A 25,804-nucleotide genomic window follows, 5' to 3' on the forward strand; every position below is an offset into this window, starting at 1 on the left:
AGTAAATAAGATGGAGTCGTCATGCTTGTAGTTACTCTACCCGATGGATCAAAACGTGAGTTTGAGGCCCCAGTTCGCGTCGCTGATATTGCGCAAAGTATTGGCAGTGGTCTTGCAAAAGCTGCTTTAGGTGGCATCGTCGATGGCAAGATGGTCGACACCAGTTTTGTGATCGATAAAGATAGTCAGCTAGCCATCATCACCGACAAGAGCCCAGAAGCGTTAGAGATTGTTCGTCACTCCACAGCGCACTTATTAGCTTACGCTGTAAAAGAATTATTTCCCGATGCTCAAGTAACCATCGGTCCAGTGATCGAGAATGGTTTTTACTACGACTTCTCATATCACCGCCCCTTTACTCCAGATGACTTAGTTGCTCTAGAAAAGAAAATGACTGAGCTCGCTAAAAAAGATGAGCCAGTAACACGCACCGTCATGCCGCGTGATGAAGCGGTTGAGTTTTTCAAGAAGCAGGGCGAGAACTACAAAGCAGAACTGATCGCGAGTATTCCGCAAGGCGAAGATGTTTCTTTGTATGCCGAAGGTAAGTTCACTGATTTGTGCCGTGGCCCACACGTGCCTTCAACAGGAAAGCTCAAAGTATTTAAGCTGATGAAGCTTGCTGGTGCTTACTGGCGTGGCGATAGCAAGAATGAGATGTTGCAACGTATTTACGGTACTGCCTGGTTGCGCAAGGAAGATCAAGACGCTTATTTGCACATGCTGGAAGAGTCCGAGAAGCGCGATCATCGCCGCCTTGGCAAACAACTTGATTTGTTTCATTTCCAAGAAGAGGCGCCTGGTTTAATTTTCTGGCATCCAAAAGGTTGGTCGATTTGGCAAGAGGTTGAGCAATACATGCGTCGCGTGTATCAGCAAGAAGGCTACCAAGAAGTTAAAGCGCCACAAATTTTGGATCGCGGTCTTTGGGAAAAATCTGGCCACTGGGAAAACTACAAAGAAAATATGTTCACGACCGAGTCGGAGAATCGTGCTTATGCATTAAAGCCGATGAACTGTCCTGGTCACGTGCAAATTTATAACTCTGGTTTGCATAGTTACCGCGAGTTGCCATTGCGCTTCGGTGAGTTTGGTCAGTGCCATCGCAATGAGCCATCAGGTGCTTTGCATGGTTTGATGCGAGTGCGTGGTTTCACGCAAGATGACGGCCATATTTTCTGTACCGAAGATCAAATTCAATCTGAGGTTGCTGCATTCGATAAAGCGGTTCGCGCTGTTTACCAAGATTTTGGCTTTACAGAGGTTGCTGTGAAGTTGGCTTTACGTCCGGCTAAGCGAGTTGGTGACGACGCAATCTGGGATAAAGCTGAAGAAGCCTTGCGCGGCGCTTTAAAGGCCTCCGGTCAAGAGTGGGAAGAATTGCCAGGCGAGGGTGCTTTTTATGGTCCAAAGATTGAATATCACCTCAAGGACTCCATTGGGCGTACATGGCAGTGCGGCACGATTCAGGTGGATTTCTCGATGCCAGCCCGTTTAGGAGCTGAATACGTCGCTGAAGACAATAGCCGTAAGACTCCAGTCATGCTCCACAGGGCAATTGTGGGCTCTTTAGAGCGTTTTATCGGCATTTTGATCGAAAATCACGCCGGAAACATGCCGGTTTGGCTGGCTCCGACCCAGGCTGTAGTCCTCAATATTTCAGGAAATTCTGCTGCATATGCACAAAAAGTGCAGCAATTGCTGAAAAAACAAGGGTTTAGAGTTGAATCCGATTTGCGGAACGAGAAAATTACGTATAAAATACGCGAGCACGCATTACAGAAGATCCCATTTTTGCTCGTTGTAGGGGATAAGGAATCAGAAAGTAATACGGTGGCCGTTCGTGCCCGTGGCGGAGTGGATTTAGGTGTAATGCCTCTTGATGCCTTCGTTGCCCGACTCCAGCAGGATATATCCCAGAAAGTCGGACCCGAGCCTAGCTAGGGTTAGAACGGTTTTTATTGTTTTTTTAGAGGAATTAAGAAGATCGCTACTGAAAAATTGCAGCGCATTAACCGGGAAATTACTGCTCCTGAAGTGCGTTTGATTGGAATTGATGGAGAGCCCATCGGTGTAGTTAGTTTGAGTGAAGCCTTGGCTGCAGCAGAAGAGAAAGAGACCGATCTGGTTGAAATTGCTCCTACGGCTGTTCCACCTGTAGTCCGCATCATGGACTTCGGCAAATTCAAATACCAAGAAGCTAAGCGGATGCATGAAGCAAAGCTGAAGCAAAAAGTTATTCAGGTGAAGGAAGTTAAATTCCGCCCTGGTACTGATGATGGTGACTACGGTGTGAAGCTACGCAATCTAATCCGCTTTTTGGAAGATGGCGATAAGACAAAGATTACGCTGCGGTTTCGGGGTCGTGAAATGGCCCACCAAGAAATCGGAGTCAGAATGTTGGAACGTTTGAAGTTGGACCTCGTTGAGTACGGCCAAGTCGAACAGTTTCCAAAGATGGAAGGCCGCCAGATGGTGATGGTATTGGCCCCCATTCGTAAGGCTAAGTAAAAAGGCAATTCGCAGGAATTATCTTTTTCTTATGTAGGGAGGCGCTGAAAGGCGCCGGTAGTTTGAAGTGCTTCTGGGTACAGGAAGAGTAACCGTCGGTTACCACCTATGTTGCACAAGTAATTGAAGGGGTGCTTTATGCCCAAGATGAAGAGCAAGAGTAGCGCTAAAAAGCGCTTCACGGTTCGCGCAGGCGGAACGATTAAACGAGGTCAGGCTTTCAAACGCCACATCCTCACCAAGAAGACCACAAAGAATAAGCGTCACCTCCGTGGTTCCACAGAAGTTGCGAAAGCTGACGTTAAGTCAATTCGCTCTATGCTTCCATACGCTTAACCTCAGACTAGATTAGGAGAATTAAATGCCAAGAGTCAAACGTGGGGTTACAGCAAGAGCCCGTCATAAGAAAATTACCGATGCCGCAACAGGTTACCGCGGTCGTCGTAAAAACGTATTCCGTATTGCTAAGCAAGCGGTTATGCGTGCTGGTCAATATGCATATCGTGACCGTCGCAATAAGAAACGTGTATTCCGCGCTTTGTGGATTGCTCGTATCAATGCGGCAGTTCGTCAGCATGACATGACCTATAGCGTATTCATGAATGGTATGAAGAAGGCTGCGATCGAACTCGATCGCAAAGTGCTTTCTGATATGGCCATTGCTGACAAAGCGGCTTTTGCTGCTTTGGTTACTCGGATCAAATCCGTAGTAAACGCTGCAGCTTAATCTTAGTTTTCTAAACTAAGCTGCAATGGTTTCTCTCGACCACATTGTCGAGGATGCTAAACGTGATTTCCTCGGAGCTGCCGACGCGGCAGCTCTAGAGGACGCGAAAGCCAAGTATCTCGGTAAGTCAGGTGTTCTCACTGAGCGTTTAAAAGCGCTTGGTGGAATGTCGCCTGAGGAGCGCAAGAGTGCTGGCGCCCAAATTAATCAAATCAAAACTCAAGTAGAAGCTGCACTACAAGAGCGTCGCCAAGCTTTGGCTGATGCCGTCCTCATGCAACGTCTTGCGGCGGAGTCTATTGACGTTTCCTTGCCTGGCCGTGGTCAAGCGGTAGGTAGCTTGCATCCTGTGATGCGCACCTGGGAGCGTGTTGAAGAGATCTTCCGCTCCATTGGTTTTGATGTAGCAGATGGCCCTGAAATTGAAAGCGATTGGTTTAATTTCACCGCCTTAAATAGCCCTGAGAATCATCCTGCACGCTCAATGCAGGATACGTTTTATATTGATGGCAAAGATTCCAACGAGAAGCCTTTGCTATTGCGCACGCATACCAGTCCTATTCAGGTTCGTTATGCGAGCGAGCACGTAAAGAAATACGCTCACGCTGATGTCATGCCGCCAATCAAAGTGATTGCGCCAGGCAGAACCTATCGTGTTGATAGCGACGCAACGCATTCACCAATGTTTCATCAGGTTGAAGGTTTATGGATTGCCGAGAGTGTTTCATTTGCAGATCTTAAGGGTGTCTATACCGATTTCTTAAGAACCTTCTTTGAAACGAATGAGTTACAAGTTCGCTTCCGTCCATCGTATTTCCCATTCACAGAGCCTTCTGCAGAAATTGATATGGCCTTTGGTAGCGGCAAGCTTGCCGGCCGTTGGTTGGAAATCTCTGGAGCAGGGCAGGTTCATCCAAACGTTCTCCGTAATATGGGTATTGACCCAGAGCGCTATACCGGATTTGCCTTTGGGTCTGGTTTGGAGCGTTTAACCATGTTGCGTTACGGCGTAGATGATTTACGTCTCTTCTTTGAAAACGATTTACGTTTCTTAGCGCAGTTTCCTGCATAACAAATTATTTATTAAGAAATCTTAGATCGCGCTATGCAATTTTCTGAATCTTGGCTCCGTCAGTATGTAAACCCATCGCTCGATAGCGATGCGCTTGGTCATGCAATGACAATGGCTGGCTTAGAAGTTGAAGAGCAGCATTCAGTTGCACCTGCATTTACCAAGATTGTGATTGCGCAGATTCTATCTGCAGAGCAACATCCTGATGCAGACCGTTTGCGTGTTTGTAAAGTAGACGCCGGTACAGGACAAGAATTGCAAATCGTATGCGGTGCTCCAAATGCGCGTGCCGGCATTAAGATTCCTTGTGCCATGGTTGGTGCTGAATTACCTCCTGCTGAAGCGGGTGGCAAGCCTTTCATGATCAAGGTTGGCAAGCTGCGTGGCGTCGAGAGCCAAGGCATGCTCTGCTCTGGTCGTGAACTCGGCCTGGGCGATGATCACGAGGGCATTCTAGAGTTGCCTGCTGATGCACCTGTCGGAAAAGACATCCGCGAGTATCTTGATTTAGATGACCAGATATTTGTCATCAAGCTAACTCCCAATAAAGCTGATTGCCTCTCATTAATGGGTATGGCTAGAGAAGTTTCTGCGATTACTGGTGCTGCACTGTGTGCGCCTAAGTGGATTCCTCCAGCAGTATCAATTGAAGATAAGCGCAAAGTTACTGTAGAAAACAAAGAGCTTTGTGGACGTTTTGCGGGTCGTGTGATTCGTGGCGTAAACCCACAGGCTAAAACGCCTGAATGGATCGTGCAACGTTTAGCGCGTGCAGGCCAAAGAAGTATTTCAGCAATGGTGGATCTTTCTAATTATGTGATGTTAGAAATGGGTCAGCCTACTCACGTATTTGATATTGATAAGTTAAATGGCGATATCGCTGTTCGCTGGGCTAAAGCAGGTGAGACGCTTGAATTATTAAACGGTCAGACTGTAACCTTGCAGGGTCCCGATACAGCTGGCAAGCTACAAGACGCTGGCGTAGTTGCTGACCAATCAGGTCCAGTTGCACTTGCCGGCATTATGGGTGGCAACCACTGCGCTGTAACTGATGACACCAAGAATGTTTATGTTGAGGCGGCTTATTGGTTGCCTTCAGCCATCCAAGGACGTGCACGCCGTTTTAATTTCAGTACTGATGCTGCGCATCGCTTTGAGCGTGGCGTAGACCCACAAAACACCGTTAACTGCCTGGAATACCTCAGCGCTTTAATTATTGAGGTGTGCGGCGGCCAAGCGGGCCCTGTTGATGATCAAGTTTTAAATGTTCCAGAACGCAAGCCTGTCAAAATGCGTTTGGCAAGAGCAGAAAAAGTCATCGGCATTCCACTAACAAGTGAAGTAGTAGCGGATGTATTTAAGCGTCTCGGTTTTGAATTCAAGCAAGAGGGCGACGCATTTATTGTTACCCCTCCAAGCTATCGCTTTGATATTGAAATCGAAGAAGATTTAATTGAAGAAGTCGCACGTATGTACGGCTTTGAAAATATCCCAGATCAACCGCCAGTATCCTCATTAAAAATGAGTGCCAAAGCCGAAGCAAAGCGTGGCGTTCATTTGTTGCGTCAGCGTTTAGCGCTACAAGGCTATCAAGAGGCAGTGAACTTTGGTTTCACGGATATCGAAAGTGAAAAGCGTTTATCTGGCGCTACTGAAAAAGACATTATTGCGGTGCTAAACCCAATTGCTAGTCAATATGGCGTAATGCGTAGCAATCTTTGGGGTGGTTTGTTAAACAACCTCAAGGCCAATTTGAACCGCGGAGCAGGGCGTGTACGATTGTTTGAGACTGGTCGCGTATTTAAGCGTGATGTTAATGTCCAAGAAGAAGCTGGCAAAGTAGCAGGCTTTTCTCAACCGCAAAAGATTGGCGGTTTGGCTTACGGATCATTTGTGCCTGAGCAATGGGCTAACACTACAAGAGCGGTAGATTTCTTTGATGTGAAGGGTGATCTTGAGCGTGTATTGGACCCTCTACATTTTGTGACTGAAGCTGCTCAGCATCCAGCGCTGCATCCAGGCCGTTCAGCACAGGTTTTCTTAAAAGCCGGCAAAAACAATATTTCTATCGGCTGGATTGGTGAATTGCATCCTGGCCTGCAGCAAGCCTATGAGTTGCCACAAGCACCAGTGTTATTTGAGTTGGATTTAGAGCCAATTCGTGAGCTTGGATTGCCCGTGCCAGAGGAATTAAGTAAATTCCCCGCGGTGCAACGTGATTTGGCAGTAGTTGTAAAGCAAAGCGTTTCTGCGCAGTCATTATTAGATGCAATGGCAGCTAGCAAACAAAATTTTGTACGTGCAATTGAGCTTTTTGATGAATTTAAGCCAAAAGCAGGTTCGGCCAGCATGGCGGATGACGAGAAGAGCTTGGCTTTCCGAGTAACCCTCTTAAATCCACAAGAAACGCTACAAGATCCCCAAATTGATGCAGTAATGGCTGCTTTATTGGGCGCCGTAGAGAAAAAGTGCGCAGCTCGTCTGCGCTAGGTTTAGTATTACTTATAAATCAAATAAATAGTTACCAAAGAGACTAGCAATGACTGAATTGATCTCCAACGATACCGTTACCAAAAATGAGCTTTCTGAAGCGCTTTTTGATCAGGTTGGTTTAAATAAGCGTGAAGCAAAAGATATGATCGATGCGTTTTTTGATCGCATTGGCCAGTCACTTGAAACCGGTGTTGAAGTCAAGATCTCAGGCTTTGGTAATTTTCAGTTGCGCAATAAATCGGCCCGTCCTGGCCGCAATCCAAAAACAGGTCAGATGATTCCGATTGCTGCAAGACGTGTAGTGACTTTTCATGCAAGTCAAAAGCTTAAAGATGTAGTGGAGTCACATGCTCGAGAAAACCGAGTTTGATGCAAGCTCGGCACTACCGAGCTCTCAACTTCCCCCTATACCTGCTAAACGCTACTTCACTATTGGTGAAGTAGCTGATCTTTGTGGCGTGCGTTCACACGTATTGCGCTACTGGGAGCAAGAGTTTTCCCAGTTAAGTCCGCAAAAACGCCGTGGCAATCGTCGCTACTATCAACATCATGAAGTGGTGTTGATTCGCAAAATTCGAGCGCTCTTATATGAAGAGGGCTTCACCATCAGCGGTGCACGTAACCGTCTTGATGAGGTGCGCGGAGAGCTCCGCCTACGCGATGAATTGCTAGCAGTTCTGCAAATTCTCACTAAATAGTTACTGATACAATTTTGTCTTTCGTCGGGGCGTAGCGCAGCCTGGTAGCGTACATGCATGGGGTGCATGTGGTCGGAGGTTCAAATCCTCTCGCCCCGACCATTTCTCTCCCGTGTCTTGTTTAGTGGTTTAATTTATTCCATGACAAACACAACCAATCCTACAAATCCTGATCGTGAACCAACCAGTTTCTTTGGTCTCAACATTCCTTTTCTTGATCATTTGGGCGTAGTCCCAGAGATGGCAGAAGGGGGTAAGTCCCGCATCAGTTTGGACTTAAAGCCCGAGTTCACCAATAGTTTTCAGGTGGCCCATGGTGGTCTGATTATGACCTTGCTGGATTTTGCGATGGCTGCAGCAGCTCGTAGCTCCTTTAACCATCCTTTGGGCGCCATCACTATTGATATGACCACCAGCTTTTTACGCACTAGCGTCGGAAAAATCGTCGTCGAAGGCAGGGTGCTGAAGGCTGGTAAGTCTATTAATTACTGCGAAGCAGTTGTTTTAAGTGAGTCCGGCGAGATAACCGCCAAATCCAGCGGTACATTCATGCTGAGAAAGTAATAAGTAGGATTATTGATATTAATCTTTATAATTATTATCAATATTAATCCGGATCAGTTGATTTTCCCTTAATAAATAAAGGTTATTGCTTCCAATTATTGATATTGTTTAATAATCCGTCTTATATATAATGTGAGTTAATAGTTTTAATGAAACTATCCCATATAAACCATTATTCGGAGAAAAATACATGCCTTCTTATAAGGAGCTATTAGCCCAACGCGAGCAGTTGGATAAACAAATTAAAGAGGCGATAGCGCTTGAAAAGGCTGATGGCATTGCCAAGGCAAAGCTCATCATTGAGCAATACGGCTTGTCGGCCTCTGACTTATTTAGTCGTAAGGCAGGAAAGAGTGCCGGTGGCAAGGTAGCCCCAAAGTACCGTAATTCATCTACAGGCGAGACCTGGACTGGTCGTGGTAAGGCCCCTAAGTGGATTGATGGCAAGGATCGCAGCGCTTATCTTATCTAAGCCATTGAATTAATTAAATTATTTAAAAGGCCGCTCAATGCGGCCTTTTTCTTGCTTCACCGCTTTGCGGGATTTAGATACATTTTCTGGATAGCGCCTCTACGAAGAGGGCTTCAAGCATCTCATGACGGCTACCGTCCGCCCAAACGCCATTTGATTCCGGGATAGTCGCTGGATAAGCAATGATGAGGGGGTTTAGCTCAATAAGGCCATTCTCAAGCTCTTCTTTTATGCACTCTGTTAAAGGGGTGCGGCTGCCGTGATTCTCGTCTGCCAGGGCAACAACCCCTGGGTGAAGCTTGATAAAACCTTCATCTACTAGAATAGGAATCCTCTGCGTGTCCTTGTTTTTACTCAAATAATGGATTAAATGGACCTGCTCAACTGGAGGTATCAAGGCATCCAAAAAGATGAGGTCGGGAGCCAATGAAACCGCCTTCATCAGACCCTCTAGACTGTCCACAGCAACCTCCATATCCACTTTTAGCTGCCAATCGGCAATGGATTCTAGTAATTCTTGTCCATTTTCACTGCGCCTAAATATCCCCACTGCAATACAGCTTTGAGTAGTTTTCTGGCGCATTGCGCGTTTTCTTCTTTGGAGCTGTTGATCTAGGGAGCTGGCCAATATCCGCCTGTGGCCACCTCGGGTCTTCCAGGCAATTAATTCACCTAACTCCACCATCTTCTGGACGGTTCCAAGCGAGACCTGCAATACCTTGGCGCTCTGTCTGGTGCTGAGATATTCCATTTCTGGGGTAATTGATTTCATATTTCCCTTAATTTCATTAATTCAATTGAAGATTTAGAGAATAAAAATCAATCCACAGCAAATCTGTCAGTAATCCTTGAAAGCGGGGTAGGAAAATTCTTATTCAATTGCGTTTCTAGGGAAATACCCCCAAAACCCTTTAAATCAGGGAAAGCCCTTTATATATCAATGGTCATTCGTGTTAAATTACTGTCGTAGTACCGGTATTTGCACAGATCAATTCGTGAAGCGGTATAGCCGTAGAGCGGATGGTTTTAACCACAGTTTTTAATCGGGAAACCCGATGAAAGGTGAGCATCATGATGCAGGATCAAAGAGATAACTCCTATCTCTTCGGCGGAAACGCCCCCTACGTAGAGGAACTCTACGAATCCTACTTGCACGATCCAGCTTCCGTAGCTGATCATTGGCGAGATTATTTCGATAACGTGAAACAGGTTCCAGCGGTTGACGGTTCATCTCGAACTGATATTGCCCACGGACCAATTGTTGCTTCATTTGCTGAGCGCGCTAAGCAAGGTCCTATCAGAACGATTTCTGATTCGGCTGACTCGGAGATGGGCCGCAAACGCGTTGCTGTTCAGCAGTTAATTGCCGCGTATCGTAACGTTGGCAATCGCTGGGCAAACTTAGATCCATTAAAGCGGACAGAGCGCCAGGACATTCCTGAGTTAGATCCCGCTTTCTATGGCTTTACAGATGGCGATATGGATATCGTCTTCAATACAAGTAATACATTCTTCGGTAGAAACGAAATGTCTTTGCGCGATTTGCTCCAAGCATTGCGCGAAACCTACTGCGGCACGATTGGTGTCGAGTTCATGTTTATTGCCGACCAGAAGATTAAGAAGTGGTGGCAGGAGAAGTTAGAGTCTATTCGTTCAACTCCACAATTTAATGTGGATGAGAAGCGTCAAATCTTGGATCGCGTTACTGCCGCAGAAGGCCTTGAGCGTTACCTCCAGGCTAAATATGTTGGTCAAAAGCGTTTCTCTCTCGAGGGTGGTGAAAGCTTCATCGCCTGTATGGATGAGTTGATTCGTGACTCTGGCAACAAAGGTATTCAAGAGATCGTGATTGGCATGGCCCACCGTGGTCGTCTCAACGTGTTGGTAAACACTTTGGGCAAGATGCCTAAAGACTTGTTTGCTGAGTTTGAGCACAAGGGCCCAGAAACATTGCCAGCCGGTGACGTTAAATATCACCAAGGTTTCTCAAGCGATATTTCTACCCCTGGCGGTCCGGTTCACTTGTCACTGGCATTTAACCCATCCCATTTAGAAATCGTGAACCCAGTAGTTGAAGGTTCTGCACGTGCTCGTATGGAGCGTCGTGGCGATATGTTGGGTGAGCAGGTCATGCCAGTTTTGGTTCACGGCGATGCTGCGATTGCAGGTCAAGGCGTGATGCAAGAAACATTGGCAATGTCAGAAGTTCGTGGTTATTCCACGGGCGGCACAATGCACATTGTGATTAATAACCAAATTGGTTTCACAACATCTGATCCACGCGATTTACGTTCAAGCTTGTATTGCACGGACATCATGAAGATTGTGGATGCGCCGGTATTGCATGTGAACGGCGATGATCCAGAAGCTGTTGTATTGGCAACGAAGTTGGCTGTTGAGTTCCGCATGAAGTTTCATAAGGACGTTGCGGTTGACATCATCTGCTTCCGTAAATTGGGCCACAACGAGCAAGATACGCCTGCAATGACTCAGCCTTTGATGTACAAGATCATTGCTGCGCATCCTGGCACACGTAAGCTCTACGCAGACAAGTTAGAGACTCAAGGTGTATTGCCTGCTGGTACTGGCGACCTGATGGTCAAAGAGTACCGTGCTGCGATGGACGAAGGCAAACAAACTTCTGATCCAGTATTGAGCAACTTCAAAGGTAAGTTCGCGGTAGATTGGTCACCATTCTTAAATAAGAAGTGGACCGATGAAGCGGATACAGCGATTCCATTAACTGAGTGGAAGCGCTTGGCTGAAAAGATCTCAACTATTCCTGAGGGCTTTAAAGCCCATCCATTAGTTGCCAAGGTCTACAACGACCGTGCTGCTATGGGTCGCGGTGAGGCCAATGTTGACTGGGGTATGGGTGAGCACATGGCTTTCGCATCCTTGGTTGCAAGTGGCTACCCAGTACGCCTATCTGGTGAAGATAGCGGACGCGGTACCTTTACTCACCGTCACGCGGTATTGCATGAGCAAAATCGTGAGAAGTGGGACACCGGCACTTACATTGCGCTTCAGCACGTTACTAAAGATCAAGCGCCGTTTGTGGTGATTGACTCGATTCTTTCTGAAGAGGCTGTACTTGGTTTTGAATACGGCTATGCCGCAGCTGAACCAAACACCTTGACTATTTGGGAAGCTCAGTTCGGCGACTTCGCAAACGGTGCACAAGTGGTTATTGACCAGTTTATCGCTTCCGGTGAAGTGAAGTGGGGTCGTGCAAACGGCTTGGTCATGATGTTGCCGCACGGTTACGAAGGTCAAGGCCCAGAGCATTCTTCTGCACGTCTTGAGCGCTTTATGCAGTTGTGTGCTGATACCAATATGCAGGTGATTCAGCCAACTACAGCAGCGCAAATCTTCCACGTGTTGCGTCGTCAAATGATTCGTCAGTTCCGCAAGCCGCTGATCTTGATGACACCAAAATCATTGCTGCGTAATAAAGAAGCTGCATCACCTTTATCTGAATTTACAAAAGGTGGCTTCCAAACTGTGATCGGTGAGCGTGATGAGTCTATCGACGCCAAACAGGTTACCCGTTTGGTCATGTGTTCTGGCAAGGTCTATTACGACTTGGTTAAACAGCGTGCCGAGAAGAAGATTGGTGATGTCGCCATCATTCGCTTGGAGCAGCTCTATCCATTCCCGCATAAAGCATTGACTGCTGAGATGAAGAAGTATCCTAAGTTGGAAGACGTGGTGTGGTGTCAGGATGAGCCACAAAACCAGGGTGCTTGGTTCTTTGTACAGCACAACATCTTGGAAAACATGTCTGATGGCATGAAGTTGGGTTATGCGGGCCGTCCTGCATCAGCTTCACCAGCTTGTGGTTATGCCCATCTCCACCAAGAACAGCAGAAGTCATTGCTGAATGCGGCATTTGCCAAATTAAAAGGTTACGTGATCACGAAATAATCGTCTTCATAACTCAACATACACACATACATATAAACAGGATTAATCATGGCTATTTTCGAAGTTAAAGTTCCACAACTCTCTGAGTCAGTTGCTGAAGCAACTTTGTTGCAATGGAAAAAGAAGGTTGGTGACGCAGTAGGACAAGACGAGATCTTGATCGAAATCGAAACAGATAAAGTGGTTCTCGAAGTTCCAGCGCCATCCGCTGGCGTTCTCACAGAAATCGTTGTTGCTGACGGTGGCACTGTTATTGCTGAGCAATTGATCGCGAAGATCGACAGCACTGCTGTTGCAGCCGCAGCTCCTGCTGCTGCCGCTCCTGCGCCAGCCGCTGCTCCTGCAGCAGCTCCAGCTCCAGCAAAAGCAGCAGCTCCTGCCGCTAAAGCTGGTGCAGCCGCTGCTCCTTCAGCTGCAAAGATTCTTGCAGAGAAGGGTGTCGACGCTGGACAAGTTGCTGGTTCTGGACGCGATGGTCGTATCACTAAGGGTGATGCACTAAACGCTTCTGCAGGTGGCGCTAAATCAGCTGCATTGCCAAGCGCACCAATTCCAATGGGCGATCGCCCAGAAGAGCGTGTACCAATGAGCCGCTTGCGTGCTCGTATTGCTGAGCGTTTGCTTGAGTCTCAAGCAAACAACGCTATCTTGACTACATTCAATGAAGTCAACATGGGTCCAGTGATTGCTTTGCGTAACAAGTACAAAGACCAGTTTGAGAAGACTCATGGCGTGAAGTTGGGCTTCATGTCTTTCTTCGTTAAAGCAGCTACTCACGCTTTGAAGAAATTCCCATTACTTAATGCTTCTGTTGATGGCAATGACATCGTATATCACGGTTACTTTGATATCGGTATTGCTGTAAGTTCACCACGTGGCTTGGTAGTTCCAATTTTGCGTGACGTTGACCAAATGAACTTGGCTGATATCGAGAAGAAGATTGCTGAGTTCGGTACTAAAGCTCGTGAAGGTAAATTGTCGATTGAAGAGTTGACTGGAGGCACATTCTCCATCTCTAACGGTGGTGTATTCGGCTCCATGCTTTCTACTCCAATCATCAACCCACCACAATCAGCTATTTTGGGTATCCACGCTACTAAAGACCGTGCTGTTGTTGAAAACGGTCAAGTCGTTGTTCGCCCAATTAACTACCTCGCCTTGTCATACGATCACCGCATCATTGATGGCCGCGAAGCTGTGCTTGGTTTGGTTGCTATGAAGGATGCGTTGGAAGATCCTTCACGTCTTCTCCTTGATTTGTAAGAAGGGAAGATCATGAGCCAAGCTTTTGACGTAGTTGTAATTGGCGGTGGCCCTGGTGGCTACATCGCCGCTATTCGTGCAGCGCAACTCGGCTTTAAGGTTGCCTGCGCTGAATCTAGTTCCTATGACGATCCTAAAGGTGAGCCACGCTTAGGTGGTACTTGCTTAAACGTAGGTTGTATTCCTTCCAAAGCTTTGTTGGCATCTTCAGAAGAATTCGAGAAGATCAACCATCATGCTGCTGATCATGGAATTAAAGTGGGTTCAGTAAGCATCGACTCTAAAAAGATGATCGCTCGTAAAGATGACATCGTCACCAAGATGACTGGCGGTATTCAGTATTTGTTCCGCAAGAACAAAATCACTTTGTTAAAAGGTCATGCTTCATTTGAAGGCAAGGGCGCTGATGGCTATCAAATCAAAATTGATGGCAAAGATAAAACTACGGTTACCGGTAAGAACGTAATTATTGCGACTGGCTCTAAAGCACGCCATCTTCCTGGTATTACTGTTGATAACGTATTGATTTGCGATAACGAAGGCGCGCTTAAATTTGATTCTGCTCCTAAGAAATTAGGCGTAATCGGTGCTGGCGTAATTGGCTTGGAATTAGGTTCTGTATGGCGTCGTCTTGGCGCCGAAGTGACAGTTCTTGAAGCAATGCCTTCTTTCTTGGGTGCCTGCGATGTCAGCATCGCTAAAGAAGCTCAAAAGTTGTTTGCTAAGCAAGGTTTGAGCATCAATACCGGCGTCAAAATTGGCGACGTTAAAGCAGACAAGAAGGGTGTAGTGGTTAACTACACTGATAGCGCTGGTAAAGCTGCCAAGTTGGAATGCGAGCGTTTAATTGTTTCTGTTGGTCGCGTACCAAACACCGACAAATTAGGTTTAGACAAGATTGGCCTCAAAGTGGATGAGCGTGGCTTCATTCCAATCGATGACCATACTTGTGCAACTGCAGCGCCTGGCGTTTACGCCGTAGGTGACGTAGTGCGTGGACCAATGTTGGCACATAAAGCAGAAGACGAAGGTGTTTTGGTTGCTGAAGTGATTGCTGGTCAAAAACCACACATTGATTACAACTGCATTCCTTGGGTTATCTACACAGACCCTGAGATTGCATGGGTTGGCAAAACAGAACAAGCGCTCAAAGAAGCCGGTGTTGCTTACAAAGCAGGTCAGTTCCCATTTGCTGCTAACGGCCGTGCGCTAGGCATGGGTCGCGCTGATGGTTTCATCAAAGTGTTGGCTGATGCGAAGACGGATGAGATTCTTGGGGTACACATCATTGGTGCAAATGCCTCAGACCTGATTGCTGAAGCGGCAGTTGCAATGGAATTCAAAGCAGCAGCAGAAGATATTGCTCGTATCTGTCATGCACATCCAAGTTTGTCTGAAGTGATGCGCGAAGCAGCGTTAGCGACAGACTCACGTGCATTAAATATGTAATTGAAAACCATTGAGTTTTACCAACAAGAGTTAAAAGCGCGCGGGTATCAAAGTGATCCCGCGCAGCTTCGTGCTGTAGAGCGTCTACAGCAGTGCGAAGACGAATGGATTGCCTACAAAGATATTCGCAGTAGCAATCTCAAGAAAAAACTATTTAAACCAACTTTACCTAGAGGTTTATATCTCTGGGGTGGAGTAGGTCGCGGCAAATCCTTTTTGATGGACTGCTTTTATGCAGCTTCTCCACTAGAAAAGAAGGTTCGCATCCATTTTCACGAATTCATGCGTGAAGTTCATCGTGAGCTGCATGAGCTCTCAGGCCTATCGGATCCTTTGGATGAGCTTTCTAAGCGAATTGCAAAACGTTATCGTTTGATTTGCTTTGATGAGTTTCATATTAATGACATCGCTGATGCCATGATTTTGTATCGCTTACTAAGCGCTCTTTTTGCTGATCGTGTGCAGTTTGTGATGACGTCGAACTATCGACCCGATCAACTTTATCCAAATGGCTTACACCGAGATCGATTGTTGCCAGCCATTAAGCTGTTAGAAGAAAAGCTGGATGTACTAAACGTGGATGCGGGCAATGATTACCGCCGCGTGCAGATGGCGCAAGTAGAGGCGTATTTAACGCCACTCAATGAGCAAACCGATACACGTCTATTGGAGATGTTTATCAATCTGATTGGTAATCAACAGGAAGTACTTAATCCAGTTCTGAATATTGAGTCTCGGGAGCTCAAGCCATTGCATATGGGTGATGGCGTAGTGTGGTTTGACTTCCAAACGCTCTGTTGCGGCCCGCGCTCCCAAAATGACTACCTAGAAATTGCCAATCAGTTTCATACGGTGATTCTTTCTGGGGTTCCTTACATGCCTCCAAGAATGACCAATGAAGCCCGTCGCTTTATTTGGCTAATTGACGTCTTATACGACCATAAGATCAAGCTCATCATCTCCGCTGAGGTCCCAGCCCCGGATTTGTATACAGAAGGTCAAATTACCGCAGAATTCTCAAGAACGGTGTCCCGCTTGATCGAGATGCAGTCTCGTGACTACCTAGATGCTCCGCGCCGGGTAATTGATACCAGCTTGACCTAAAATAGGGTCATGAGCAGCTTTTCACCCCTTAATGCCGATTTGCATTGCCACTCAGTGATTTCTGACGGCACGCTGACGCCTGAAGAGTTGGCGGAAAGAGCTAAGGCCAATGGCGTTCATTTGTGGGCGCTGACAGATCATGATGAGCTCGGCGGTCAACAACGTGCGCGTGAAGCGGCGAGCGCTTTAAAGATTGACTACCTAGCTGGTGTAGAAATCTCCGTAACCTGGATGGGGCAAACCATTCACATCGTTGGCTTAGGTATTGATGCCGAGCACCTTGGAATTATTGAAGGCTTGCGTCGTACTCGTGATGGTCGCGGTAATCGCGCCAAACTTATGGCCGAGCAATTACTCAAAGCAGGGATACCTGGCGCTTATGAAGGCGCTCTGCATTTTGCGGGTAATCATGAGTTAATTTCGAGAACGCACTTTGCCCGCTTTTTAGTGGAGCAGGGTGTTTGCAAAGATACAGAACACGTATTTAAAAATTATCTGATTGAAGATAAGCCAGGTTATGTACCGCACCAGTGGGCCACTTTGGATGACGCAGTGGCTTGGATTAAAGCGGCTGGCGGCGTTGCAGTCATTGCCCACCCTGGACGCTATAAGCTCAACGCTATGCAGATGGATGAACTCTTTAAGCATTTTAAAGATATCGGTGGATTGGCTATTGAGGTGATCACCGGTAGCCATAGCCCTCATCAGTACCAAACTTATGGCAAGATAGCCCAGCAATATGGATTTTTAGCTTCTCGTGGATCGGATTTTCACGATCCCAATGAAAGCCATATTGACCTTGGAAATTTGCCGCATTTGCCTGACCACCTCACACCAGTGTGGTCGGCATTTCATTAATTCATAACGACGATAAAGACTAAAGATGTTTGCTGAACGTGTTCTCTCTGGCATGCGACCTACGGGTAACTTGCACCTTGGCCATTACCATGGGGTTTTAAAGAATTGGGTACGTCTGCAGTCCGAGTATCCATGTTTCTTTTTTGTCGCTGATTGGCACGCTTTAACTACGCACTACGAAACACCAGATGTGATCGAGCAATCTGTTTGGGATATGGTGATTGATTGGTTGGCTACTGGTGTAGATCCAAACCAAGCCACTTTGTTTATTCAAAGCAAGGTTCCTGAGCATGCCGAGCTCTTTTTATTGCTATCCATGGGAACCCCATTGGGCTGGCTCGAGCGTGTTCCGACTTATAAAGATCAGATTGAGAAGCTCAAAGAAAAAGACCTTCAAACCTATGGCTTTTTAGGTTATCCATTGCTGCAGGCTGCGGATATTTTGATTTATCGCGCGCAGCATGTGCCGGTAGGGGAAGACCAAGTGCCGCACGTAGAGATGACGCGTGAAGTTGCACGCCGCTTTAACTATCTATATGGACGTGAGCCAGGCTTTGAAGAAAAGGCGTTAGAAGCGGTGAAGAAATTGGGTAGTAAACGCGCCAAGATGTATGCAGAGTTACGTGTTGCCTTTCAAGAGCGTGGTGACGACGAAGCTCTTGAGCAAGCCAAGGCTTTATTGCAAGAAGCGCAAAGTTTATCGATGGCTGATCGCGAAAGACTCTTTGGATTCTTAGAGGGTGCACGCAAAATTATTCTGCCAGAACCTCAAGCATTACTCACAACAGCATCACGCATGCCAGGCATTGATGGTCAGAAGATGTCTAAGTCCTATGGCAATACGATTAGCATTCGCGAAAATCCTGAAGATGTGATTAAGAAGATTCGCACCATGCCAACTGACCCTGCACGTGTTCGTAGAACAGATGCGGGCGATCCTGCACGTTGTCCTGTATGGCAATTGCACACGGTTTACTCCAATGAAGAAACTAAACAATGGGTAGACAAGGGCTGTAAATCTGCTGGCATTGGTTGTTTGGAATGCAAGCAGCCTGTGATTGATGCCATCCTTGCAGAACAGCAGCCGATGTTTGAGCGCGCCCAAAAGTATTTGGATGATCCGAGCTTATTGCGTTCCATCATTGCTGATGGTTGCGATAAGGCGCGCAAGGTTGCCCAAGAAACCATGCGTGAGGTCCGTGAGTCAATGGGTCTTGCATACGATTAAGGTTGCAAGTTTGACTACGCTGCACGAGGCAACTCTCAACCCATCATCTTGGGTACGGCGTTTTGCCCCCTTAATTCCCAAGGATGGCGCAGTATTGGATCTTGCATGCGGATCTGGTCGCCATTCACTCTTATTGGCAGACCTTGGCCATAGCGTCTTGGCTGTTGATCAGGATGTATCGAATGTCAGCTCGTTACAAAATCCATCGATTACAGCTAAAGCCCTAGATCTTGAGCTCGAAGTTTGGCCCCTAAATGACCTGGAGGTGGCTGGCATAGTGGTGACCAATTACCTCTATCGTCCCCACCTCGATCAATTGCCAAAAATGCTGCAAAAAGGAGGGGTCTTGATCTATGAAACCTTTGCCCAGGGAAATGGCGATTTTGGGAAGCCATCGAACCCTAATTTCCTCTTAAATCCAGGGGAATTGCTTGCTTTTTCAGCCCTTCATGGGCTCAAAGTGGTGGCTTATGAAGATATTTACGTGGACCAGCCCAAACCAGCCATGGTTCAGCGCCTTTGCGCCGTAAAAGGCGGGCTAAAAGAGCGCATTCCGTTACAATTTCAAGCTTAATACAGCTAAAAATCGGTATAAATTCGGTGACAAATACAGCTCAATCTCAAGGCAGCAAAAAACCAATCGCTGGCAGCATGCCTGCGATCGTAACTCCAATGTTGGAAGACGGTAGCTTGGATTACGCTAGTTTGCGTTCTTTATTGGATTGGCATGTTGCAGAAGGTACCGACGGCATTGTGATCGTTGGAACGAGCGGCGAGTCCCCAACAGTTTCTGTTGAAGAACACTGCGAACTTATTCGTGTAACAGTTGAGCAGATTGCCGGACGCATTCCTGTAATTGCTGGTACCGGCGGTAACTCAACACAAGAAGCAATTGAATTAACTAAGTATGCAAAAAGTGTTGGCGCTGATGCAAGCTTGCAAGTAGTTCCTTATTACAACAAGCCGACCCAAGAGGGTATGTATGCCCACTTTAAGAAGATCGCTGAGTCAGTAGATCTGCCGGTGATTTTGTATAACGTGCCAGGTAGAACAGTTGCCGACATGGCTGGCGATACCGTGGTTCGCCTTGCTGGTGTCCCTGGAATCATTGGCATTAAGGACGCTACAGGAAGCTTGGAGCGTGGCACTTTGTTGATCAATGACCTCAAGCGTGCAGGCCATAGCGATTTCTCAGTATTTTCTGGCGACGATTTAACTGCAGCGATGTTGATGTTGATGGGCGGCAAGGGCAATATTTCTGTCACCGCTAACGTAGCACCACGCTTAATGCATGAGCTCTGCGTGGCCGCAATGTCTGATGACGTTAAAAGAACACGTGAGATTCAGTATCAATTGATTGCTGTTCACAAAGCGATGTTTACTGAAGCCAACCCAATTCCAGTGAAGTGGGCCCTGCATGAGATGGGCAAGATTACTTCCGGCATTCGTTTGCCACTAACCCCTTTGAGCAGTTCTTTGCGAGAGCCTTTGAAGGCAGCATTAAAACAGGCTAACTTAATATGATGAATTTGTTCCAGATGTACCGTCGTTATGTATCGATTCTGGCTTTAGTGTTTATAGCCTCTGTAGTTCTAACGGCGTGCAAATCCGTTACTAGCAGTGATACAGTGGATTACAAGAGCGCTGGTGCCGTACGCGGACCAAATTTGGCTTACCCACCAGATCTAATTACTGCGCAAGCGGATCGTCGTTATATTGTTCAGGACGGCACAGCAACAATGTCTGAATACAATGCGGCCGTTAAGAAATCGTCTCAAATGCGCAGCAACGTTCTGAGCGGCATTCCTGGAATGCGTATTGCTCGTGATGGTGAGCGTCGTTGGTTGGTGGTTGAGAAGCCAGCACCAGAGCTTTACCCACAAGTAAAAGATTTTTGGCAAGAAAATGGTTTCTTGTTGGTGGTTGACTCTCCATCAACCGGCATCATGGAAACAGACTGGGCAGAAAATCGCGCCAAAATTGCTCAAGACTGGATTCGCTCTACGATTGGCGGCGCAATTGATTCTATTTATGACACCGGCGAGCGTGATAAATATAAAACCCGTTTAGAAGTCAGCAAGCCTGGTGAGACAGAGATTTATATTACACAACGTGGCGCTATTGAGAAGTGCGTTACTGATACAACTGGCGCTTGTCTTTCCACAATCTGGACACCACGTCCAAACGACCCTGAGCTCGAAGCCGCTTTCTTGGCGCGCTTGATGGAGCGCTTAGGCATGACCCAAGAACAAGCTAAGGCAATGGTAGCGGTTCCTTTGGGACCAAAAACACCTAAGGCGAAGTTTGTTCAGGATGGACCTAATCAAGCTCATATCGAGCTTAGCGTTGGCTTTGATCGCTCTTGGCGTGATGTTGGTTTGGCGTTGGATCGCTCCAACTTTACAGTTGAAGATCGCAATCGCTCAACAGGCGTTTACTACGTTCGCTATGTCAATGCAAAAGATGTGGGTGATTCCAAAGGCTTCTTCTCTAATCTGTTTAGCAGCAAGGACGATTCAAACTTGAAGGCTAAAAAATATCAGGTGGTATTGAAGACTACTGGTGAAAATTCTGTGAGTGTATATGCGCAGGATGCCGATGGTAAGCCTGAAAATACACCTGCTGGAGTCCAGCTCTTGACGCTCTTAACGGAGCAGCTTTCTCGCTAAGTAATTATTTGGCAAGAGCTACAAGATTTTTAAGCAATAAAAAAGCCGCTTTTCAGCGGCTTTTTTTCTTCATGAAGAAGATTACTTCTTAGCGTCAGCAGCAGGAGCAGCTGGAGCAGCAGCAGGAGCTTCAGCAGCAGGAGCAGCAGGAGCTGGAGCAGCAGCAGGAGCCTCAACTGGCTTTGCTTCTTCTTTTTTACCGCAAGCGGCCAAAGCGATAGCTAACATTGCAGCGAATACGAGTGACTTCTTCATTTGTAATTTCCTCTTTAAAAAAATTAACAACAATTACCGGTAATTGTGTCGAAAATTCCAAGGGATAATCCCTAGGTAATTTCCAGTATTTATTATAGCCACGTCTTTATTTACCCCTCAAAAATCAACCAGCCGGCCAAATAGGCCTCATAAAGACTGCTGGCATTGATATTTCCCAGTTTTTGGGTCTTTAGGGACTTATTCGCGGAAAGTGTTTGCCAGGCACGCACGATTTCAGGGGTCTGGTGTTGGGTCATGTTTTCCCCGTTGCAAAAGACCTGTTTTCGCAGGCTCAGAACACGAGTCTGAGGGCTGCAAACGAGTTCGTGGCTAGCAAGTCTCTTAGCAAAAGCCTTGGGATTGAGTGGCGCACTTGGGCCGTCAAAGAAAGCCTGTTGTTTAGGCTCGGATAAATAGGCTGTAATCCCAGGTAAAAATTGGTCTACCTGATTAAGCTTGAGCTCCTTTAATTTGAGTTCAATTTGCTTAATGAGTTCGTTAGGCAATTGCTCGGCGCGTTCTGTAGCGCCTTGCTTTGGATCGGCAAACTTATTCTCTAGACCTGGAATATCTTCGAGAGATTCTGCAAGACGCCAAAGTCCTTCTTGCAGTAATTCTTTAAAGCTAGGAGATCTAAATCCAACAGACCAGGTTTGACAGCCTGAATCTAATGCAATGCCATCATGGGCTACATGCGGCGGTAAGTAGAGCATGTCACCAGGTTCGAGTACCCAATCCTTTTCGGGCTTGAAGTTTTTCAGGATTTTTAAAGGAAGATTAGGGCTAAGGCTTAAATCTTTTTGCTCAGAAATTTTCCATTGCCTTCTACCGGACATCTGAATCAAGAAAACATCGTATGAATCAAAGTGGGGTCCGACACCGCCGCCAATGCCAGCGATGCTAATCATTAAGTCATCTAGGCGCGCATCTGGAATAAATCGGAACCAAGACAGAATATGTGCGGCAGCAGGGTGATGCGCTTCCATGCCTTGAAGTAATAAAGTCCAGTTTGCTTTCTCAATGGCGGGAATCGCCTTTTTAGAAAACGGACCCGTATCAAAACTCCAGGGCTTAGATTTCACCAGGCGAGACTCCACCATTTCATCTTGGGCAAAGGCAGCAAGTTCTTGTGGGGAAATAGGGCTTGCTAATGACTCCCCCTGTTGCGAGCTCAGGACAAAAGCAGGAATTGCGCCGCGAACCAATAAAGGCTTTTTATGCCAGTACTGTTTCATAAACTGGTCTGGGCTAATTCCACCAAATAGGGCCCAAGGCACATTCAGAGGCAGGTTTTTGGGGGCCCTAGGAGGTTGATAGGGCTTGCTCAAGTAAAATGAGGTCATAAAGTAAAAGCTAGTTAAAAATTAATTAAAAACGAATGTCCGACAGATTTAGCATGAAGATTGAAAAAAATACCATCGTATCCCTGCGCTATAAGTTAACCGATGCGCAAAATAATCTCATCGAGGAACCTGATTCTCCGATGGTATACCTGCACGGTGGTTATGAGGGTACTTTCCCAAAAATTGAGACATTGTTAGAGGGTCAGGATATTGGCTACGAGGCCACTATTCAATTGGAGCCTAATGAGGCTTTTGGCGAGTACGATCCCGAGCTTCTGAAGATTGAACCACGCGTTCGTTTTCCTGAGCCGCTTGAAGTAGGGATGCAATTTGAGGGCGTGCCTGATGCTGAAGAAGGATCTGATGCAAGTGTCGATATTGATATTGATGCTGATGATGAGCCTTTGATCTACACCGTGACTGATGTTGCTGATAACCAAGTTGTATTGGACGGCAACCACCCTTTAGCTGGTATGGCACTGCGTTTTTGGGTGCAAGTAGAGGATGTGCGCGCTGCTACTGAAGCTGAAATAGAAAACCGTCACCCTGAAGGTGGCGAGAGCTTTACTTTTGGTATGCCAAATGAAGATGACAGCGAAGATAGCGACGATGACGAGGAAGATGAATTTCCTGGTGGCGCCTTAGGTTCTGGTAATTCAAACCCACGCACGCTGCATTAATTCTTTACTCTTTGAGCCATTCTTTAATGGCATCAAGATCACGCTTCGTATCGCTAGGACCGGCAGCATCTTTTGGTGTGTTGCTCAGCTTAGCTAGTGCATTTTCTAGTGCAGCAATCTTGGCTTCTTGTTCAATCGTTGCATCAATCAAACCCTTAAGAGCCATAGAGACTGGGTCATCCACATTGGGTGTAACGCCGTAAGCCTGAAAATATTCTTTGGCTTTAATGTCGGCACCCTGAGGTAAATCTGGATGAAGAATGCGCGCAGGAATACCTACCGCTGTAGCACCCGCTGGGATTTCTTTTAAGACAACTGCATTAGAGCCAACGCGAGCACCGTCGCCGACCGTAAAGCCGCCTAATACTTTAGCGCCTGCACTAACGACTACGCCTTTACCGAGAGTAGGGTGACGCTTAACACCCTTATAAAGTGATGTACCACCCAAGGTAACGCCTTGGTAGATGGTGCAGTCATCACCGATTTCAGTTGTTTCGCCAATCACAATGCCTAAGCCGTGATCTAAAAATACGCGACGACCAATTTTTGCACCCGGATGAATTTCAATCCCAGTAATAAAGCGAGAGAACATCGATAGCAAGCGAGCAAACCATTTCAGACCAATGTTCCACAGAAAGTGGGAGATGCGATGTAACCAAACAGCATGCAGACCTTGATAGCAGGTGATGACCTCTAGACGATTTCTCGCAGCGGGGTCTCTAGCAATGATGGAGTCGACTTGATCGAATAGTGAATTTGACATTGGTTGATTTTAACGGGGAGTGCTTATTTTTTCTGGAGCATCTGTTTTGCAATGCCTCGCAATAGATCAATCTCTTCTTTATGCAGGCGAGTTCTGGCAAACAATGCCTGTAGGCGTGGCATCAGTTTCTTGGGATGAGATGGGTCTAAGTAGCCGATGGCCTCAAGGCCTTCGCGCCAGTGTTCCAGCATGGCAGCAATGGCAGCTGGATCGGCAAAATCGGCCATTTCCTCTCTATTGACCAATAAACCAGCATTTTTCCCCTCAGAATCGGCTTTTAAGGCCTCTCTGAGGGTATAAGCGCATACCATGAGGGCCTGAGCAAGGTTTAGAGATGGATAGGCTGGATTGGCGTCTAGCCAGACTCGATGGGTGCATAAAGCCAAATGTTCATTATCTAGACCGGTACGCTCAGGGCCAAAAAGTAGGGCAACCTTGCCATTGCCTTGAATAACTTCCCCAATCATGTCTCGCGCTGTTGGCCAATCGAGGGCGGGAGGCCCAAACTCACGATCGCGACTAGTTAAGCCCAGCACCAAGGAGCATCCCTCAACTGCTGAGGCAAGGGAGTCGGTTTCTTGGGAAGACTCCAAAATATCAGCAGCCCCGCTTGCTAGGGCAATTGCCTCAGGTTCTTGCGCAACCCCTTTGATCTTTGGATTAATGAGTCGTAAATCGCCAAAGCCCATAGTTTTAAGGGCTCTTGCGGCAGAGCCCACATTACCGGGATGACTGGTTTCCACCAATACCCAGCGAAGTAATTGGGATTTCTCGGAATTCATGAGCGCATTCAAGGGTCGGGTTAGGGGGTAAATGGGCTAATCGTTTAGAATCAACCTGTTAGCTTCATATTGTCATGCAGTTTGCAGTAATGCTTGGCAATATTAAAGCCTTGTTCTTATTTAATTTGTCCATCTAATCTATGCATCCCATGTTAAATGTGGCCGTAAAGGCCGCCCGTCGTGCTGGTACCGTGATCAATCGCGCTTCCTTAAATTTGGAGCGCTTACAGGTTGATCGCAAGCAACACAATGATTTCGTAACCGAGGTGGACAAAGCTGCGGAAGCAGCCATTATTGAGACGCTCAGCGAGGCATATCCAACCCATGGATTCCTGGCCGAAGAAACTGGCGAACACAATGTTGATGCAGAAAATGTTTGGATTATCGATCCATTAGATGGCACAACAAACTTCATTCACGGCTTTCCACAATATGCCGTATCCATTGCGCTTGCTGTCAATGGTGTAACCCAACAAGCAGTTGTCTACGATCCAACGCGCGATGAGTTATTCACTGCTACTCGTGGATCAGGTGCTTACTTGGATCGTCGTCGCTTACGTGTCGCTACACAAGATCGTTTAGCGAATGCGTTGATTGGTACAGGTTTTCCATACCGCGAAGATCAAGACCTAGAAAAATACTTAAAGATTTTTGCGGAGATGTCGCGTCAGTGTGCGGGCCTTCGCCGTCCAGGCGCCGCTTCATTAGATTTAGCGTACGTAGCAGCAGGTCGTTACGATGGATTTTTTGAAAGCGATTTAAAGCCGTGGGATATGGCGGCAGGCGCTCTGTTGATTACTGAGGCAGGCGGCTTAATCGGTAACTATCGCGGCGAAGAAGGATTTCTGAAGAGTGGTGAAGTGATGGCTGCTAATCCACGCATCTATGCACAGATGGTGCAATGTCTTTCTAAGTACTCAAACGCTAAGTAAAGCAGCTATTAAGG

At 46.9% G+C, this 25,804-nt stretch carries 26 protein-coding genes and 1 tRNA gene; 22 read left to right on the forward strand and 5 right to left on the reverse strand.

Annotation, left to right across the window (positions count from 1 at the left end):
• Positions 1 to 21: 21 nt before the first annotated feature.
• The 11 genes from thrS to C2745_RS04285 all read left to right on the forward strand — a co-directional run bounded on the left by thrS (position 22) and on the right by C2745_RS04285 (position 8,537).
• Complete coding sequence (gene thrS / locus C2745_RS04235; RefSeq protein WP_215385302.1) at positions 22 to 1,944, forward strand: threonine--tRNA ligase; 1,923 nt, start codon at positions 22 to 24, stop codon at positions 1,942 to 1,944.
• A 42-nt stretch (positions 1,945 to 1,986) separates the two neighbouring features.
• Positions 1,987 to 2,511 carry a translation initiation factor IF-3 gene (infC, locus tag C2745_RS04240; protein ID WP_215385610.1) on the forward strand — a complete coding sequence of 175 codons (525 nt, stop codon included), beginning with the start codon at positions 1,987 to 1,989 and terminating at the stop codon, positions 2,509 to 2,511.
• Between the two features lie 138 nt (positions 2,512 to 2,649).
• Positions 2,650 to 2,847 carry a 50S ribosomal protein L35 gene (rpmI, locus tag C2745_RS04245; protein WP_011902674.1) on the forward strand — a complete coding sequence of 66 codons (198 nt, stop codon included), beginning with the start codon at positions 2,650 to 2,652 and terminating at the stop codon, positions 2,845 to 2,847.
• A gap of 25 nt (positions 2,848 to 2,872) precedes the next feature.
• A complete protein-coding gene (rplT, locus tag C2745_RS04250; RefSeq protein ID WP_011902675.1) occupies positions 2,873 to 3,238 on the forward strand; it encodes a 50S ribosomal protein L20 in 366 nt (121 codons plus the stop codon).
• Positions 3,239 to 3,263: 25 nt separating this feature from the next.
• Positions 3,264 to 4,310 carry a phenylalanine--tRNA ligase subunit alpha gene (pheS, locus tag C2745_RS04255; RefSeq protein WP_215385304.1) on the forward strand — a complete coding sequence of 349 codons (1,047 nt, stop codon included), beginning with the start codon at positions 3,264 to 3,266 and terminating at the stop codon, positions 4,308 to 4,310.
• A 33-nt stretch (positions 4,311 to 4,343) separates the two neighbouring features.
• Positions 4,344 to 6,800: a phenylalanine--tRNA ligase subunit beta gene (gene pheT, locus C2745_RS04260; protein WP_215385306.1), complete on the forward strand. Its 2,457-nt coding sequence runs from the start codon at positions 4,344 to 4,346 to the stop codon at positions 6,798 to 6,800.
• Between the two features lie 49 nt (positions 6,801 to 6,849).
• Complete coding sequence (locus tag C2745_RS04265; protein ID WP_068321512.1) at positions 6,850 to 7,173, forward strand: integration host factor subunit alpha; 324 nt, start codon at positions 6,850 to 6,852, stop codon at positions 7,171 to 7,173.
• Positions 7,151 to 7,501: a MerR family transcriptional regulator gene (locus C2745_RS04270; protein WP_128113476.1), complete on the forward strand. Its 351-nt coding sequence runs from the start codon at positions 7,151 to 7,153 to the stop codon at positions 7,499 to 7,501. Before C2745_RS04265 ends, C2745_RS04270 begins: the two co-directional genes overlap by 23 nt.
• Positions 7,502 to 7,526: 25 nt before the next feature.
• Positions 7,527 to 7,603 (forward strand) — tRNA-Pro (locus C2745_RS04275).
• Between the two features lie 39 nt (positions 7,604 to 7,642).
• Positions 7,643 to 8,065, forward strand: a complete 423-nt coding sequence (locus tag C2745_RS04280; protein ID WP_215385307.1) for a PaaI family thioesterase — start codon at positions 7,643 to 7,645, stop codon at positions 8,063 to 8,065.
• Positions 8,066 to 8,255: 190 nt separating this feature from the next.
• Positions 8,256 to 8,537 carry an H-NS family nucleoid-associated regulatory protein gene (locus C2745_RS04285; RefSeq protein WP_215385309.1) on the forward strand — a complete coding sequence of 94 codons (282 nt, stop codon included), beginning with the start codon at positions 8,256 to 8,258 and terminating at the stop codon, positions 8,535 to 8,537.
• Between the two features lie 73 nt (positions 8,538 to 8,610).
• On the opposite strand, the gene C2745_RS04290 is transcribed toward C2745_RS04285, so the two are convergent.
• Positions 8,611 to 9,309, reverse strand: a complete 699-nt coding sequence (locus C2745_RS04290) for an excisionase family DNA-binding protein (RefSeq protein ID WP_215385311.1) — start codon at positions 9,307 to 9,309, stop codon at positions 8,611 to 8,613.
• Positions 9,310 to 9,608: 299 nt separating this feature from the next.
• On the opposite strand from C2745_RS04290, the gene C2745_RS04295 reads away from it, so the two are divergent.
• The 9 genes from C2745_RS04295 (at position 9,609) to bamC (ending at position 21,035) form a co-directional block, all read left to right on the forward strand.
• Positions 9,609 to 12,464, forward strand: a complete 2,856-nt coding sequence (locus tag C2745_RS04295; protein WP_215385313.1) for a 2-oxoglutarate dehydrogenase E1 component — start codon at positions 9,609 to 9,611, stop codon at positions 12,462 to 12,464.
• Positions 12,465 to 12,512: 48 nt separating this feature from the next.
• A complete protein-coding gene (odhB, locus tag C2745_RS04300; protein ID WP_215385314.1) occupies positions 12,513 to 13,727 on the forward strand; it encodes a 2-oxoglutarate dehydrogenase complex dihydrolipoyllysine-residue succinyltransferase in 1,215 nt (404 codons plus the stop codon).
• A 12-nt stretch (positions 13,728 to 13,739) separates the two neighbouring features.
• Positions 13,740 to 15,176 carry a dihydrolipoyl dehydrogenase gene (gene lpdA, locus C2745_RS04305; protein ID WP_215385316.1) on the forward strand — a complete coding sequence of 479 codons (1,437 nt, stop codon included), beginning with the start codon at positions 13,740 to 13,742 and terminating at the stop codon, positions 15,174 to 15,176.
• Entirely contained in the window at positions 15,177 to 16,280 is a 1,104-nt protein-coding gene (gene zapE / locus C2745_RS04310) for a cell division protein ZapE (RefSeq protein ID WP_215385318.1), read from the forward strand.
• A 9-nt stretch (positions 16,281 to 16,289) separates the two neighbouring features.
• Complete coding sequence (locus C2745_RS04315) at positions 16,290 to 17,138, forward strand: 3',5'-nucleoside bisphosphate phosphatase (RefSeq protein WP_215385320.1); 849 nt, start codon at positions 16,290 to 16,292, stop codon at positions 17,136 to 17,138.
• Between the two features lie 25 nt (positions 17,139 to 17,163).
• Entirely contained in the window at positions 17,164 to 18,366 is a 1,203-nt protein-coding gene (locus C2745_RS04320) for a tryptophan--tRNA ligase (RefSeq protein ID WP_215385322.1), read from the forward strand.
• Positions 18,338 to 18,940 carry a class I SAM-dependent methyltransferase gene (locus tag C2745_RS04325; RefSeq protein ID WP_371742997.1) on the forward strand — a complete coding sequence of 201 codons (603 nt, stop codon included), beginning with the start codon at positions 18,338 to 18,340 and terminating at the stop codon, positions 18,938 to 18,940. Before C2745_RS04320 ends, C2745_RS04325 begins: the two co-directional genes overlap by 29 nt.
• Positions 18,941 to 19,017: 77 nt before the next feature.
• Positions 19,018 to 19,890, forward strand: a complete 873-nt coding sequence (gene dapA / locus C2745_RS04330) for a 4-hydroxy-tetrahydrodipicolinate synthase (RefSeq protein WP_215385611.1) — start codon at positions 19,018 to 19,020, stop codon at positions 19,888 to 19,890.
• Entirely contained in the window at positions 19,887 to 21,035 is a 1,149-nt protein-coding gene (bamC, locus tag C2745_RS04335) for an outer membrane protein assembly factor BamC (protein WP_251368403.1), read from the forward strand. Before dapA ends, bamC begins: the two co-directional genes overlap by 4 nt.
• Positions 21,036 to 21,116: 81 nt before the next feature.
• Here bamC and C2745_RS04340 read toward each other — a convergent pair whose 3' ends face one another.
• Both C2745_RS04340 and C2745_RS04345 read right to left on the reverse strand, forming a co-directional pair.
• The gene (locus C2745_RS04340) at positions 21,117 to 21,290 is read right to left on the reverse strand and encodes a hypothetical protein (RefSeq protein ID WP_215385326.1); all 174 of its coding nucleotides are present in this window, start codon (positions 21,288 to 21,290) and stop codon (positions 21,117 to 21,119) included.
• A 110-nt stretch (positions 21,291 to 21,400) separates the two neighbouring features.
• Positions 21,401 to 22,633, reverse strand: coding sequence for a cupin domain-containing protein (locus C2745_RS04345; protein WP_215385327.1), 1,233 nt, complete (start codon positions 22,631 to 22,633; stop codon positions 21,401 to 21,403).
• 53 nt (positions 22,634 to 22,686) lie between these two features.
• Between C2745_RS04345 and C2745_RS04350 the strand changes: the two genes are divergently transcribed.
• On the forward strand, positions 22,687 to 23,313 hold the full coding sequence (locus C2745_RS04350; RefSeq protein ID WP_215385329.1) for a peptidylprolyl isomerase: 627 nt from the start codon (positions 22,687 to 22,689) through the stop codon (positions 23,311 to 23,313).
• Between the two features lie 4 nt (positions 23,314 to 23,317).
• Here the strand turns inward: C2745_RS04350 and cysE are convergent, their stop codons facing one another.
• Positions 23,318 to 24,076: a serine O-acetyltransferase gene (gene cysE / locus C2745_RS04355; protein ID WP_215385331.1), complete on the reverse strand. Its 759-nt coding sequence runs from the start codon at positions 24,074 to 24,076 to the stop codon at positions 23,318 to 23,320.
• Positions 24,077 to 24,099: 23 nt separating this feature from the next.
• Positions 24,100 to 24,858, reverse strand: a complete 759-nt coding sequence (locus tag C2745_RS04360) for an RNA methyltransferase (RefSeq protein ID WP_215385333.1) — start codon at positions 24,856 to 24,858, stop codon at positions 24,100 to 24,102.
• Positions 24,859 to 24,998: 140 nt separating this feature from the next.
• Here C2745_RS04360 and C2745_RS04365 point away from each other — a divergent pair, with 140 nt between their 5' ends.
• Entirely contained in the window at positions 24,999 to 25,790 is a 792-nt protein-coding gene (locus C2745_RS04365) for an inositol monophosphatase family protein (RefSeq protein WP_215385334.1), read from the forward strand.
• The last annotated feature ends 14 nt before the right edge of the window (positions 25,791 to 25,804 follow it).

Origin of the sequence: Polynucleobacter sp. AP-Kolm-20A-A1, assembly GCF_018688315.1 — a bacterium.
Lineage (GTDB): Bacteria > Pseudomonadota > Gammaproteobacteria > Burkholderiales > Burkholderiaceae > Polynucleobacter.

Coding starts and splice junctions, on each gene's coding strand:
- thrS (WP_215385302.1), top strand. CDS start 22: ATGCTTGTAGTTACTCTACCCGATGGATCAAAACGTGAGTTTGAGGCC.
- rpmI (WP_011902674.1), top strand. CDS start 2,650: ATGCCCAAGATGAAGAGCAAGAGTAGCGCTAAAAAGCGCTTCACGGTT.
- rplT (WP_011902675.1), top strand. CDS start 2,873: ATGCCAAGAGTCAAACGTGGGGTTACAGCAAGAGCCCGTCATAAGAAA.
- pheS (WP_215385304.1), top strand. CDS start 3,264: ATGGTTTCTCTCGACCACATTGTCGAGGATGCTAAACGTGATTTCCTC.
- pheT (WP_215385306.1), top strand. CDS start 4,344: ATGCAATTTTCTGAATCTTGGCTCCGTCAGTATGTAAACCCATCGCTC.
- C2745_RS04265 (WP_068321512.1), top strand. CDS start 6,850: ATGACTGAATTGATCTCCAACGATACCGTTACCAAAAATGAGCTTTCT.
- C2745_RS04270 (WP_128113476.1), top strand. CDS start 7,151: ATGCTCGAGAAAACCGAGTTTGATGCAAGCTCGGCACTACCGAGCTCT.
- C2745_RS04280 (WP_215385307.1), top strand. CDS start 7,643: ATGACAAACACAACCAATCCTACAAATCCTGATCGTGAACCAACCAGT.
- C2745_RS04285 (WP_215385309.1), top strand. CDS start 8,256: ATGCCTTCTTATAAGGAGCTATTAGCCCAACGCGAGCAGTTGGATAAA.
- C2745_RS04290 (WP_215385311.1), bottom strand. CDS start 9,309: ATGAAATCAATTACCCCAGAAATGGAATATCTCAGCACCAGACAGAGC.
- C2745_RS04295 (WP_215385313.1), top strand. CDS start 9,609: ATGATGCAGGATCAAAGAGATAACTCCTATCTCTTCGGCGGAAACGCC.
- odhB (WP_215385314.1), top strand. CDS start 12,513: ATGGCTATTTTCGAAGTTAAAGTTCCACAACTCTCTGAGTCAGTTGCT.
- lpdA (WP_215385316.1), top strand. CDS start 13,740: ATGAGCCAAGCTTTTGACGTAGTTGTAATTGGCGGTGGCCCTGGTGGC.
- C2745_RS04315 (WP_215385320.1), top strand. CDS start 16,290: ATGAGCAGCTTTTCACCCCTTAATGCCGATTTGCATTGCCACTCAGTG.
- C2745_RS04320 (WP_215385322.1), top strand. CDS start 17,164: ATGTTTGCTGAACGTGTTCTCTCTGGCATGCGACCTACGGGTAACTTG.
- dapA (WP_215385611.1), top strand. CDS start 19,018: ATGCCTGCGATCGTAACTCCAATGTTGGAAGACGGTAGCTTGGATTAC.
- bamC (WP_251368403.1), top strand. CDS start 19,887: ATGATGAATTTGTTCCAGATGTACCGTCGTTATGTATCGATTCTGGCT.
- C2745_RS04340 (WP_215385326.1), bottom strand. CDS start 21,290: ATGAAGAAGTCACTCGTATTCGCTGCAATGTTAGCTATCGCTTTGGCC.
- C2745_RS04345 (WP_215385327.1), bottom strand. CDS start 22,633: ATGACCTCATTTTACTTGAGCAAGCCCTATCAACCTCCTAGGGCCCCC.
- C2745_RS04350 (WP_215385329.1), top strand. CDS start 22,687: ATGAAGATTGAAAAAAATACCATCGTATCCCTGCGCTATAAGTTAACC.
- cysE (WP_215385331.1), bottom strand. CDS start 24,076: ATGTCAAATTCACTATTCGATCAAGTCGACTCCATCATTGCTAGAGAC.
- C2745_RS04360 (WP_215385333.1), bottom strand. CDS start 24,858: ATGAATTCCGAGAAATCCCAATTACTTCGCTGGGTATTGGTGGAAACC.
- C2745_RS04365 (WP_215385334.1), top strand. CDS start 24,999: ATGCATCCCATGTTAAATGTGGCCGTAAAGGCCGCCCGTCGTGCTGGT.